Annotated in this window: 14 protein-coding genes and 3 pseudogenes; 8 read left to right on the forward strand and 9 right to left on the reverse strand. The window is 57.0% G+C overall.

From position 1 onward, the window contains the following. Positions 1-151 precede the first annotated feature (151 nt). Positions 152-505 carry an HPF/RaiA family ribosome-associated protein gene (locus ABWQ00_RS14905; protein WP_353239447.1) on the forward strand — a complete coding sequence of 118 codons (354 nt, stop codon included), beginning with the start codon at positions 152-154 and terminating at the stop codon, positions 503-505. 51 nt (positions 506-556) lie between these two features. Here ABWQ00_RS14905 and ABWQ00_RS14910 read toward each other — a convergent pair whose 3' ends face one another. The 5 genes from ABWQ00_RS14910 to ABWQ00_RS14930 all read right to left on the reverse strand — a co-directional run bounded on the left by ABWQ00_RS14910 (position 557) and on the right by ABWQ00_RS14930 (position 3,674). After that, positions 557-1,228 (reverse strand): BON domain-containing protein, encoded by a 672-nt coding sequence (locus ABWQ00_RS14910; protein WP_353239448.1) that lies wholly within the window; start codon positions 1,226-1,228, stop codon positions 557-559. A 60-nt stretch (positions 1,229-1,288) separates the two neighbouring features. Continuing rightward, positions 1,289-1,564: a hypothetical protein gene (locus ABWQ00_RS14915; RefSeq protein ID WP_353239449.1), complete on the reverse strand. Its 276-nt coding sequence runs from the start codon at positions 1,562-1,564 to the stop codon at positions 1,289-1,291. Continuing rightward, positions 1,561-1,950: a helix-turn-helix domain-containing protein gene (locus ABWQ00_RS14920; RefSeq protein ID WP_353239450.1), complete on the reverse strand. Its 390-nt coding sequence runs from the start codon at positions 1,948-1,950 to the stop codon at positions 1,561-1,563. Before ABWQ00_RS14920 ends, ABWQ00_RS14915 begins: the two co-directional genes overlap by 4 nt. 17 nt (positions 1,951-1,967) lie before the next feature. Further along, positions 1,968-2,276, reverse strand: a complete 309-nt coding sequence (locus ABWQ00_RS14925) for a type II toxin-antitoxin system HigB family toxin (protein ID WP_353239451.1) — start codon at positions 2,274-2,276, stop codon at positions 1,968-1,970. A 210-nt stretch (positions 2,277-2,486) separates the two neighbouring features. After that, positions 2,487-3,674, reverse strand: a complete 1,188-nt coding sequence (locus ABWQ00_RS14930; RefSeq protein WP_353239452.1) for a Fic family protein — start codon at positions 3,672-3,674, stop codon at positions 2,487-2,489. A gap of 123 nt (positions 3,675-3,797) precedes the next feature. Here ABWQ00_RS14930 and ABWQ00_RS14935 point away from each other — a divergent pair. Continuing rightward, positions 3,798-3,950 (forward strand): annotated as a pseudogene (locus tag ABWQ00_RS14935) (hypothetical protein); the annotation flags it as partial. Positions 3,951-3,981: 31 nt separating this feature from the next. Further along, a complete protein-coding gene (locus ABWQ00_RS14940; protein ID WP_353239453.1) occupies positions 3,982-4,191 on the forward strand; it encodes a type II toxin-antitoxin system VapC family toxin in 210 nt (69 codons plus the stop codon). 151 nt (positions 4,192-4,342) lie between these two features. Here the strand turns inward: ABWQ00_RS14940 and ABWQ00_RS14945 are convergent, their stop codons facing one another. Then, the gene (locus ABWQ00_RS14945; RefSeq protein WP_353239454.1) at positions 4,343-4,603 is read right to left on the reverse strand and encodes a C-terminal helicase domain-containing protein; all 261 of its coding nucleotides are present in this window, start codon (positions 4,601-4,603) and stop codon (positions 4,343-4,345) included. 14 nt (positions 4,604-4,617) lie between these two features. On the opposite strand from ABWQ00_RS14945, the pseudogene ABWQ00_RS16350 reads away from it, so the two are divergent. From ABWQ00_RS16350 to ABWQ00_RS14965, 5 genes and pseudogenes are all read left to right on the forward strand, one after another. Then, positions 4,618-4,737, forward strand: a pseudogene (locus ABWQ00_RS16350) (IS30 family transposase); the annotation flags it as partial. A gap of 132 nt (positions 4,738-4,869) precedes the next feature. Further along, on the forward strand, positions 4,870-5,253 hold the full coding sequence (locus ABWQ00_RS14950; RefSeq protein ID WP_353239455.1) for a hypothetical protein: 384 nt from the start codon (positions 4,870-4,872) through the stop codon (positions 5,251-5,253). Beyond that, positions 5,219-6,508 carry a TolC family protein gene (locus ABWQ00_RS14955; protein WP_353239456.1) on the forward strand — a complete coding sequence of 430 codons (1,290 nt, stop codon included), beginning with the start codon at positions 5,219-5,221 and terminating at the stop codon, positions 6,506-6,508. Before ABWQ00_RS14950 ends, ABWQ00_RS14955 begins: the two co-directional genes overlap by 35 nt. Positions 6,509-6,545: 37 nt before the next feature. Next, positions 6,546-8,741, forward strand: a complete 2,196-nt coding sequence (locus tag ABWQ00_RS14960) for an ATP-binding cassette domain-containing protein (RefSeq protein ID WP_353239457.1) — start codon at positions 6,546-6,548, stop codon at positions 8,739-8,741. Continuing rightward, positions 8,738-9,886: a beta-barrel domain-containing protein gene (locus tag ABWQ00_RS14965; protein ID WP_353239458.1), complete on the forward strand. Its 1,149-nt coding sequence runs from the start codon at positions 8,738-8,740 to the stop codon at positions 9,884-9,886. The genes ABWQ00_RS14960 and ABWQ00_RS14965 overlap by 4 nt, the downstream gene beginning before the upstream one ends. Positions 9,887-10,195: 309 nt before the next feature. Here ABWQ00_RS14965 and ABWQ00_RS16355 read toward each other — a convergent pair whose 3' ends face one another. The 3 genes and pseudogenes from ABWQ00_RS16355 to ABWQ00_RS14975 all read right to left on the reverse strand — a co-directional run. Next, positions 10,196-10,348 carry a hypothetical protein gene (locus ABWQ00_RS16355; protein WP_502908154.1) on the reverse strand — a complete coding sequence of 51 codons (153 nt, stop codon included), beginning with the start codon at positions 10,346-10,348 and terminating at the stop codon, positions 10,196-10,198. Positions 10,349-10,453: 105 nt separating this feature from the next. After that, positions 10,454-11,347, reverse strand: coding sequence for a pyridoxal phosphate-dependent decarboxylase family protein (locus ABWQ00_RS14970; protein ID WP_353239459.1), 894 nt, complete (start codon positions 11,345-11,347; stop codon positions 10,454-10,456). A gap of 22 nt (positions 11,348-11,369) precedes the next feature. Further along, positions 11,370-11,707: pseudogene (locus tag ABWQ00_RS14975) on the reverse strand (transposase); the annotation flags it as partial. Positions 11,708-12,133: the final 426 nt, after the last annotated feature.

Consider the following 12,133-nt stretch of genomic DNA (forward strand, 5'->3'; position numbering starts at 1 on the left):
ACGACGTGTTGGACGACCTGGGCACGTTGGTTGAGAAGTTAGGCGGCCAAGTGCATGTTCTGGCGGCCGAACGCATGCCCACAACCACGGGTGTTGCGGCGAGTTATCGCCACTGAAAGCCGCCAAGCCCCCTCACCTACCGGACAAACCCATGAAAATTCAAATCAACACCGACGCCAACATCCAAAGCTCGCAGGCCTTGACCACCATGGTGCAAGACGCCATCGACCACGCTTTGTCGCGGTTCGCCGAACACATCACCCGAATTGAAGTGCATCTGAGCGATGAAAACGCGGGCAAATCCGGGCAGCATGAGCAGCGCTGCATGATGGAAGCCCGCTTGGAAAGCCGACAACCCGTGGCCGTGACCGAGCAAGCGCCAGTCATGGCGCAAGCGGTCCAGGGTGCCGCCCAAAAGCTGGCCCATCTGCTCAGCAGCGCATTGGGCCGGCTCCATGACCACAAAGAAAAGACCTCCGGCCTGCCGCTGTCAGGCACCGAATAAGCCACGCTCGGGGTTGAACGTGGCTGGCAGCGGGATCGGTTTTGAAAACCTTCAGAAGTTTTTCATTCTGGAGGTGTCGTACTTCAGGTGATCGACCACCGATTGAACACCCCGTGTTGACCACACGGTGTGTTTGATCACATCACGCTCGGCCCAATTGCTCACACTGCCTTCGAGGATGACTTTTGATCCTTCAACGCGCACCGAAATTTTGGCTGCGTCCTGAATGGCTTGGCGCTTGATGGCCTCATCGATGTCGTCTTTGACACGCACGCTGGAGACATGTGGCTTGATCTCGATTTGATTGTTCACCTCAACCACACCGATCAATTGCGCCACGATCTTTTGCGCTGTCTCGCGCTGGAAGTTCCAGCCGAGCGCACCCGAGAGGGTGACCCCTCCGTTTTCCACTTTGACTTTGACGCTGTCCGGCGGAATGGCGGCATTCCAGCTCAAGACTTTTTCTGCGGCCAGCGCAATATCCGCATCGCTGCGTTGACGGTCGCTGGCGATGTTGACCTGCAAGTCGATGACGAGGCTTTGCACGCCCTGCACCCGTTGTGCGGCACGTTCTGCTTGCCATTTTTCATAAAAGCTTCCCACAAGACCCTTGAGCGTGACGGCACCCTGTTTGACTTCAACGCTGATATTTTTCGCCTCAACGGCGGGATCATCCGCCAACTCTCGAAGGACAGCGTGTTGCAATTGTTGGTCCATGTTCATGATGAATTTTCCTTTTAAAGAAGTTTCACCATATCGGCCAATGCAACAAGTCACCGTGGCTTAGCGCACATCTTGGATGGATTTTTCCAACTCGGCACAAGCTTGCTTCTCAGGGTCAAACCGTGTCGAGGTAATGGCCATGATGTCGCGCACGCGGCCCTCAAACGAATCGACCTTGCCCATGCGTGCGGCCACATCGCCTTGCGTCAAGCCCGCTTTCGTGCGTGCTGCAATCAGTTCACAGGCCAGCTCAAACTCGGGCGCTTGTGCGTCATAGGCTTGGCGAACGGCGGGGTTGGCCAGCAGTTGGTCTTTTACGTCTTTCAGGTTTTTCACGTCGATGGCGAGCGGTAAGTGTGCGTGTTCTCTGTGATGAGCACTTGCGCAGAGATGCCCAAGCCTTTGTTCAAGTTTCGGATCATGCGCAGCGTGAGGGGGCGTTTGTGGCTGAGCACTTCATACACGCGATTGGGCTGCCCGATCATCGGCTCAAGGTCTTTGATCGACAGCCCCGCTTGGTCCATGCGGAATTTGATGGCTTCCACGGGGTCCGGCAGATCAATCGGATAGTGCTTGCGCTCATAGGCCTCAATCAAGGTTGAGAGCACATCCAGGCGTTCGCCATCGGGCGTGTCAGGCGATGGGTCTTGGTCCACCAGCATTGACACCACGCGCAGTGCTGCGCGGTAATCTTTTTCTGTGCGGATGGGGGTGATTTCCATGATGTTCTCCTTGACGCTCACGACTGATCCACTGAAGCCGCATCGACCTTGTCGTATTCGGCATGTGTGCCCACAAACTTGACATAGGCGATTTGCATCCGGTACGCAAAAGCGACGATGAGCCGGTACTTGTTCCCGGCAATGTTGAAGACGATCCGGTTGTTGCCAACAATGCTGGCGTTTCCGTATTGAGCTTTGACATCGCCCGGGGATTTCCATTCGGCGCGACAGGCTTCACCGTACCAAGTTTTCAAGGCTTCTTCTGCGTCCCCGCGCCCGGGTTTTTCCCAGAATATCTTGAGTGTGGATACGGCAATGACTCGCATAGCGGCATTTTAGTCCCAAATTGGGACTGGCAACTTGAAATGGTGTTTTGCCATTTTTGTCGTGACCCTGCGCTGGCCGAAGGGTGTGCGTCATAGGCTTGGCGAACGGCCGGGTTGGCCAGCAGTTCGGCTTTCAGGTCTTTCAGGCTTTTCACGCCGATTCCTCCAGGCGTTTCAATGTGGCATACACCGCGCCTTGTGTCTTGTGCCTCAAGTCCCGCTGGATTTTCCCAATTTGGCATCGTCCTCGGCCCAGCCTTCTATCGCGGGGTAATACCGTGTTGATCGACCATCACCGTACCGGGTGAGCAGCCCAAGCCTTTCCAGATCGATGAGGTCTCGGGCTGCTGTGGGTGTGGAGGTTTGCGCAATCCGCTCGTGCTTGCGCGTGGTCATGCCGCCTTCGTAACCCTTGGGGCCAGCGTCCAGCAGCTTCTTCATGGTTTTTTGCTGACGCTCATTGAGAGAGACCGATGACATTTGGGCCTGAAACCGAATGCGTTGAATGGCGGAATCGATGGTGCGGTTGGCGAATTCGTTGGCCAGATCAATTTGCGCCAGCATCCATTCGACCCATGCCGTCACGTCCATGCTTTTGGAGCGTTGTGCCCGCTCCAGCTCGCGGTAATACTGGTCTTTGCACGACTCGATTTGCCGCGACAGTGTCACGATTCGCCCAGGCTGGCCCATGTCTTGGCCCAGTGCCAGTTGCAAGATGGCCCGGCCTAGACGACCGTTGCCATCGTCAAATGGGTGCAGCGTCTCGAACCACAGATGCGAGACAGCGGCACGCACCAGGCCGTCCATGGGCTGCGGCCCGACTTTGGGCTGGGTTTGGTTGAACCAATTCAAAAAAGCGTCCATCTGCTCGGCCAAGCCTTCAGCGGGTGGCGCGGCGTAATGCACCTTGCTGTGGCCCACGGCCCCACTGACGATCTCCATGGGCACAGAACGCAGAGCGCCCACATCGATGCGCTGCATGCCCGAAAAACCCGTGGGGAAAAGCGCCCCGTGCCAACTGCACAGCCTCTCCAGCGTCAAGGGTGCACCGGTGTTGAGGGTGGCGTCTTGCAACACATCGATCAGTCCCTCGATGTTGCGCCTGCCTTCGCGCACGGGGGCCCCAGAGGTGTCGAGGCCCAAGCGCCGGGCCACGGAGGAGCGAACACTTTCAGGGTCCAGCTTTTCGCCTTCAATCGCAGAGGTGGTCAATGCCTCTTGCGTCAGCGAGTCACGGATGTGGGGCTGCAGCCCTTCCAGGCCAATCGCCTCCGCTTTGCCAAGAAGAATTCCTTGGGATGTTCTTGCGGCCGCCAATGACGCCTGAATTCGCTGCGCGTCGAACGCCAATGCTGGCCACTCTGGCAGCTGCCAAATCCAACGTTGATATGATTTCATGGCTTAATCATATCAATATATGATTTGAATGGAATGAAAATCGTATCGTGCACGGTGTCAAGATCAATTCAGCTGTGGGTTTTTGTCTTGGACTGAATCAATTGCTGGGTGATCAAGTTGTTGGTGGACACCAACATCTTGGGCTACTTTGCACGCAACAGCTCTGCCGCGCTGCAAACGCGCATGTTGGCGGCGCTCAAAAAGCAGGAGATCGCCATCTCTGCCATCACCCGCGCCGAAACACGGTTTGGGCAGGCGCTGCTGCAAGCCGAAGACAAACGCCGCCGGACCATTGATTTGCTGCTCAATGAGTTGCCCGTTTTGCCATGCACGGCTGGAAGCCGCAGACCGCTATGGAGAAATTGCCGCCCACCTGCAGCAAACCGGGCAGCCCATTGGCAACATGGACACGCAAATCGCCGCGCATGCATTGGCGCTGGGCCTGCCCTTGGTAACGCACAACACGCGGCACTTCAAGCGGGTGCCGGATTTAAAGATTGAGGACTGGATGACGTGAAAAAGAAGATCGTTTAAACGGATGAGCCCATGGGCGATGTTGAGGTGGTCGCGGATTTTCTGCCGTCGCCTGCCGAGTTGGCATTCAAGGAAGATGGCGTGAAAGTCACGCTGGCCTTGAGCAAGAGCAGCTTAGATGAATCGCAGCAAGATCAGGCCTCAATGGCCACCTCATGCGCCATGCGGCTGCCCCCCACGCGCTTCACATAAGCCCACAACTCCCCAAAAAACGGATGCCTGCAAAGCGTGGACGAGTCGCCCACCAGCAGCAGCTTGCGCCGTGCGCGGGTGATGCCCATGTTCATGCGGCGGATGTCAGACAAAAAGCCGATATCGCCTTGGGGCTTGCTGCGCGTCAAGGTGATGGCAATGATGTCGCGTTCTTGGCCGTGAAACGAATCGACATTGCCCACGCAGAAAACTACACGATGAGGAGTTGACCAAGATCGAAAACAGATTGAATCACCGGCCCAGAAAGCGGCTTGGATTCAAGACACCCCATGAGGTGTTCCACGCCTCGTTAAACCGTGTTGCAGTTCGTTCTTGAACCCACCAAACCTTGAATATGCAAAAAAATAAATTCAATGATTAAATTGAAATAACGAGTTAACGTTTTGGCGGAATATTCTTCCGTATTTTCATGATATCCTCATTGTAATTTAAAGTTAGTACCCTGCTTGTGATGATCGGAACAGAGAAAAATTTACTGATTGCTCTTGCTGAAATTAACCAGTGGGAGTGGAACGAGCTACCAAGTGCACGAAGCTTGGTCGGAAGGCACGTCTACTTTTGTTTGGCTATTGAGGTTTTGAAAAATAAAGAAATCCGTGCCGGACAACCTCTGAAACAGGTTTTTTTCCATCCTGAATTCTCAGACAGAGCCATCCGAATGAAATTGCGTGAATTTGAACAGGATGGGCTGATCGAAAGACTTTCCGATGACATCGACAAGCGCTACCGACGCTTGGTGCCAACTCAGGTACTGGTTGATTCCCTTCACAAGCATGCACAAACCTTGCGCCTGACGATTGAAAAAACAGTTTATTGCGTGGATAAGGATTGACAAATTGAAGCCGTCTTGTTTCTCGACTTTGGCATTTTTCTTGGTCTGCTTGCCAGCTCCATCCCTAGCCAGTGATTTGTACCGCGGCATGCTTGCCAACATGCTGGATCGGCACCCAGCTGTTATCGCGGCTGGTCAACAACGGCTGGCGGCGTCACAAGAGGTGGAGGGAGCACGGTGGCAATTTTTCCCCACGCCATCCATCGGCGTTGAGAGCGGCAATCAAACCAGTCAATTCGCTGATTCAAAAATCCGTTTTGCGCGGCTCCAACAACCCCTGTGGACAGGGGGGCGACTGACGGCGCAAACCGATCGTGCCAAAGCACAACAGGAACTGGCAGACGCCGCTTGGCGTGAACAAAGGCACAACCTCGCCATACGCTGGCTAGAACTCTGGGCCGAATCCTCGGCAGCCCGAAGCAGGGTTGAAGCCTATGCCGAATCTGAAGAATTGCACCAGCGGTACGTCAGGCGTGTGCAGGCGCGTGCCCAAGAGGGGCAAATCGCACGAAGCGAAACACAGCTTTCGTTCTCACGTTTGTCCTCCGTACAAGCTGAACTCGAATTGGCACGTGCGCAGCAACAGCAGGCCATGAACAAGTTGCTGCAAATGTGGGGTCGAACATGGTCGACAACGGACATCCCCCGGCTGCCTGATCTTAGAGGTTCCGAGGTGGACTCCATGCATACCCACGTTGGAGCGGTTGCGCAAAATCATCCGGTTCTTCAGAAAAGCCGCGCACAAGTACTGCTGGCACAAGCCGAGGTTGATTTTGCACGAGCACGTCTGTCGCCCGAGGTCTATGCAAGGGCTGAAGTATCACACGGCAATATCAGTGGAGACGTTCGAAAAGCTTTCATAGGATTCAGCACAAGCTTTGGCGGTGGTCTGTCAAACCTGTCTGCCGTTGGTTCTGCACAAAGCCGTGTTGAAGCACAAAGGCAAGAGCTCGAAGTCCGAAGCAGGGAATTGAGCGATTTGCTGACCACAGATCAGATCAATCACTTGAGTCAATCGCAAAGAGCACAGCAATTTCTTCTATCACTGGAGGCCGCGCAGGCATATCTTCTGTCATCAGAAACGCAGTTCGACAACGGCCGACGCAGTTGGCAAGAACTCATGAACAGCGCTCGTGAAAAAGCCCAAATACGAGTTCAGTTGACGGACGCCAGCGCACAAGCCTGGCTGGCTGCACAACGCCTGCGCCTGAACACCCAAGGTCTGGAAGACTTCCTGGCCCGGCCTGCGCGCTGACAGGCCCATGTCCCCAGCAACCCAGACACCCATTTCTATGTCCCTCGTCGACCACACCCAAGGCCTGATCGCCTGCATGTTGCGCCTGTCGCAGTTGCGCCGCGAACCCATTGATGTGCTGCAAGTGCAGTCCCTGCTGCGCGAAGCCCAGCTGCCGGCGCAAGTTACGCCGTCCCAACTGCTGCAGGCCCTCACGTCGATTGCCCATTCGCAGCGCTGGCCCCGTCCGCAAAGCAGTGGCCAGCCCGACCCCTCGCGCCTGCCCGCACTGTTGCTGGAGCCAGATCAGCCCCCCGGCCTCATTGTGGCCAGTCGCAGCGACGGTACCTGGACCGTGCAGCGCTGGAGCCCCACGCTGCGGCAATTGAGTGAAGAAGCCGTGCGCGACTTCGCCACCGGCAGCCAGACCGTGCGCCTGCGCATGGTGGCCAGTTTTTCGCCATCGGCCAGCCCCAGCTTCCAATTGGTCTGGAGCGAAATTTGGCGACACCCCCGCGCCATCGTCGACATTGCCGCTGCCACCTTGACGGTGACGGTGCTGGCCCTGGCCACCTCGTTCTACTCCATGCAGGTTTATGACCGCGTGGTCCCCACCCAAGCCAGCGGCACCTTGCTGACGCTCACCCTCGGCGTCTTCGCCGCCATCCTGCTCGAAGTGCTGGGCAAATGGCTGCGTTCGCGCCAGATCCATCAGTTGACCGACCTCATCGACCAAAGCCTGGCTCGCACCGTATTTGGTCGCTTTTTGCACATCCGCCTCGACCAATTGCCGCCCAGCGTCGGCGGTACCGCCTCGCGACTGCGCGGCTACGAAAGCCTGCGCAGCTTTCTGGTCAGTCTGGTCACCCAGGCCATCGTCGACATCCCGCTGGCCCTGCTCACCTTGCTCGTGCTGTTCTTGATGGCTGGCAATCTGGCCTTGATTCCGGGTGCATTTTTGGTGGCCGGGCTGATCGCAAGCACCATCTCCAAGCGCCGCATCGAACACCTGACCCGTCTGGCCACACCTGCAATGCACCAAAAATCCGGCATCCTGGTCGAAAGCGTCGAAGGCGCCGAAACCATCAAGTCGGGGCAGGGCGGCTGGCGCATGCTCTCTCGCTGGCTCGACATCACCGACGAAGCCCGCCAGTACGAGCACCGCACCCGCGTCCTGACCGAAAACGCCCAGTTCATGGTCGGCGCCTTGCAACAATTGGCCTACATCACATTGGTTGCCTTGGGTGCATTGACCGTCGGCATCGACGACTTCACCATGGGGGCTCTCATCGCCTGCTCCATTCTGAGCGGGCGCATCCTCAACCCCATCGCCATGGTCCCCAATCTGCTTATGCAATGGGCCCAAACCAAGGTCGCCGTCGATGACCTTGACCGCTTTTGGAAGCTGCCCTCCGATCACCCCGAAGGCACCCAGCCCCTGGTGGCCCCCCTGCATGGCCAGTACAGCCTCAGCAACATCGACATGCAGTACAACGGCACGCAAGCACTGCGCCTGCCCAAACTCGACATCCGCGCCGGTGAACGCATCGCCGTCATTGGCGGCATCGGCAGCGGCAAGACCAGTCTGTTGAGACTGCTCTCGGGCATGTACAAGCCCCAGGGTGGCCGCATCCTGCTCGACGGCATGGAACTCGAACTCATTGCCAAAGACTGCCTGTCCGAGCACATCGGCTTTGTCGCGCAAGACGGCCGCCTGTTTGCGGGCACCCTGCGCGAAAACCTTATCCTAGGCCTGGCCGACCCGGGCGACGAAGCCCTGCTCATCGCGGCCCGCCGCACAGGGCTGTTTGACGCCGCCATCGCGCCGCACCCCAAAGGGCTTGAACGCGAGATCTACGAAGGCGGCCAGGGCCTGTCTGGCGGCCAACGCCAACTGGTTCACTTCACCCGCGCCCTGTTGCGCCAGCCCAGCATTTGGCTGCTGGACGAGCCCACCGCCTCGATGGACCCGCCACTGGAGTACCGCGTGCTGCAAACCCTGAGCGAAGAACTGCAAAAGCGGCCTGATAGCACCCTCATCCTGGTCACCCACAAACCGCAGTTGCTCGGGCTGGTCCAACGCATCATGGTGCTCAACAACCAGCAAGTCTTGCTCGACGGCCCCAGCGAGCAGGTCCTGCAGCATCTGCGTGCTGCCCCCCCTCCAGCCGCCCCGGCACCGGCAACCCCACCTGCAACCCCACCTGCAACCCCACCTGCATCCCCATCCGTAACCGCGCAGGCCACACCATGACCACCAAACACTCCATGCGCCCAGGCGCAGGCCTGCTTCTGCTCGGCACCCTGCTGGCTTTTGGGCTTTGGGCCGCCTGGTTCGACATTGACCAGATCGTCCGAGCCACTGGCCAGATCATCCCGCAAGAGCGCACCCAGATCATCCAGGTCGCCGACGGCGGCGTACTGCAAGAACTGCACGTCAACGAGGGCCAAACCGTGCGCAAAGGCCAAGTGCTGGCCCGCCTCGAAAACCAACGCGCCAGCGCCGGCGTGGACGAAGTACGCAACCGCATCGCCGGCCTCGAAATCACCCGCCTGCGCGCCCAGGCCGAAGCCAGTGCCCAGCTTTTTGTGCCCAACGCCTACCGGCGCAGCCACCCTGACCTGGTGCAGGCCCAGAAATCGCTCTATCAGCAAAACATCGCTGCACTGCAGCAAGAAACCGCCGCCCTGCACGGCCAGATGCGGCTGGCCGAAGAAGAGCAGCAGCTCAATGAACGGCTCTTCAATACCGGCAACATCAGCCGGATCGAACTCATGCGCGCCCAGCGCCAGGTGCTCGAGGTGCAGCAACGCATCCAGGCCGCGCAAGACAAATTCCGCTCCGATGCCCGCAGAGAACTGGCCCGCATCGAAGACGAAATCACCACTCAGCGCAGCAGACTGCGAGAGCGCCAGAGCATCTATGACCACACTATCCTGGAAGCCCCGACCGACGGCGTCGTCAAATACCTGCGCCTCAACACCTTGGGCGGCGTGCTGCGCCCCGGTGACGAGCTCATGCAAATCTCGCCCACTCAGGGCCAATACCTCGTCGAAGCCAAGATCAACCCCGCTGACATCGGCCAGCTCGAAGTGGGCCAGCGCGCCACCCTGCGGCTCGACGCCTTCGACTACAGCATCTACGGCCCCGCAGAAGGCCGCCTGGACTACCTCAGCTCGGACACCCTGTCAGAGCCCGGCCCCGACGGCCGCAGCAGCCAGACCTATTACCGCGCCCGTCTGAGCCTGCAACTGCCAGCAAACAGCCGCATCCGGCCCGAAGACATCAAACCCGGCCTGACCGTCAGCGTCGACATCCAGACCGGTCGCCGCAGCGTGCTGCACTACATCGGCAAGCCCATTGCGCGCGCCTTCAGCGGCGCGTTGGGCCAAAAGTGATAGCTGCAGCATCCTGGATGGTTGCATTGACTCAAAAAGCTATCTACTGTTCATGGCCACAAAGGTCATGCGCCAGTTGATAGACAATCTTTGCGTCACCACAGCAGTCCATCCAGCAGCCTTGTCATGCTTATTGCATTGCATAAGGCTTGTCCGATCAAGATGCAGAAAATTCTGTTTGACGACAATTACCTTGGCCGGCGTGTTGCCTCACAAATAAATGTGCCCCGATAGCTGGTTGACGTTTTGCTTTTAGTCCTCTAATTTCAAAAGTAAAAAGTCACCAAGGAAGTAAGCTATGAAAGGCCGTTATGTCGTTTTTTCTACAGACTTTTCGGACACGGTTGCCAACTTTCGCAGGCTACCCAAAACCATTTCTTTTGCACGTTCAGTTCGCCATGTCCTGACTCGTCGCTGCAGATTCCGCAGCTGAGACTTGCTGGCGTATAGGTCCGGAATCATCGATTCCTGCAATTGGTTATCGGATGGAATGGTCCGCTGCCTGCCTCTAGGCGACTTGTAAGGGCGAAGGTCTGAAGTGCAGCGAAACCCGTCATTGAGCGCGAATCAAGCCCGCTCAGGCGAGACTTTTTGGATGGTTGCAATAAGCATGTCAATGTCTGCATTGGGATTGGCCGCTACATTGCGAAACCACTTCACACCTGCCATTGAAGTCGTAGATGTGGAACCGACGGGCAACTGTTGCAGCACCTGGTCAAACAGGTTTTCGTCTTTTGGACGCCAGACCACGATGCCGGTTTGGGGCTCCGCATAAAGCGCAAGGCGTTCGTCAGCAGCCACAAAATCTCTCAAGCGGCGGGCAAGATCCATGCAGTGCTCAATTCGCTGAGCAACGCCTTCACGCCCCCAAGCAAGAAGCGTGGCTACAAGAGCGGTGGCGGTTGCACCATGGGAACCAAGCACGCCAACATTGGGGGTAGCAAGGTACGCTCCACCGAAACTAACCGCAGCGTGGGCCTTTTCAGTGTCTTTGAACAAGACGAGCGCAGACTCTTTGGGTTGAAAAAGCCATTTGTGCGCAGACACCGCGACAGAATCTGCCAACTCGATGCCGGCAAGTAAGTCCGCGTACTTACTCAACCGCAAAGGACCGGCCCACGCAGCGTCTACATGAGTCCAAGCTGCCCTACCGGCTAAGTCAAATGGGTCGATGGCACCTGTGCTGGTCGCACCGGCGGTGAGAACCAAGGCAGATTTGCTCAAGTCGGTCGGCAATTGCGCTGCGTCCATTGAACCGTTTGCGTCTATGGGCACGCTCAGGTATTTCAGGCCCAGGATATGAGCCGCTTTCGCAATGGAGAGATGCGCTCCCTCAGATGCAATCACCTCGGTAACGCCTGCACACTCGCGCGCAGACCACAAAGCGGTCAAATTGGCCACTGTCGAGCCCGGTGTCATGTGCCCGCCGTTCATGCCGAACAATGGTGCAAGCCATGCCAAGACTGACTCGCGCGGGTAGTTAGGCCTGATTTGCGGCAATCAGCGCATAGACCGGGTAAACGTCTTGTCGCCGTTGCTGGCAAACCAAGCCGTAGCCTTTGCCAATATGTCACGCTCCATCTGGACTTGACGCAGTTTGCGGCGCAGCTCCATCAGTTCGTGGCGCTCATCGGCACTGAGCGCGGCCGATTGGGTTGGCGTAGTGCCATGGGCAACGCCAGCCATACGCACCCAGCTCAGGATGCTGGTGGCGTGGCAGCCGAATTCTTTGGCCAACTCGCCGGGTTTGCGGCCAGCTCGAACCAACTCGACCATTTGCTCTCGAAATTGCGCCGGGTAAGGCGGTTTGGGATTGAGCATCTCGGACTCCTTCTGCAAGAACAATAAGGTGTCCGTGAAATAGGGTCAACTTCAGCGCACACAGGCGGCTGGCGTGCTCGCCAATTTCTTTGGCCTGAAGCAAGATCAACCGCGTCTCGCGCGATGGGTTGAACACCCGCTCATCCGCAGGCAACACCACCGAGCCTGGACTCTCGGCTTTGCAATGCAATTTCAAAAACCGAGATGTGTCTTGACGGAGTTGCTTATATGTAAAGCACGTAACCTTTTTCGATGATGACTTCGAAAAAATCAATTTGAGGAAGTCATTTCCACAAAATTTCCCGGAGGAAATTTATTTTTAAAAAAATGTACTAAATTCAAAAATACAGCAGAAATAAATGGGAATCAAAAAATAAATACACATTAAATTTTCTATTCCTTGAACTCACGGGAGAAGACTTTGAC

Origin of the sequence: Limnohabitans sp. (assembly GCF_040400975.1) — a bacterium.
Lineage (GTDB): Bacteria > Pseudomonadota > Gammaproteobacteria > Burkholderiales > Burkholderiaceae_C > Limnohabitans_A.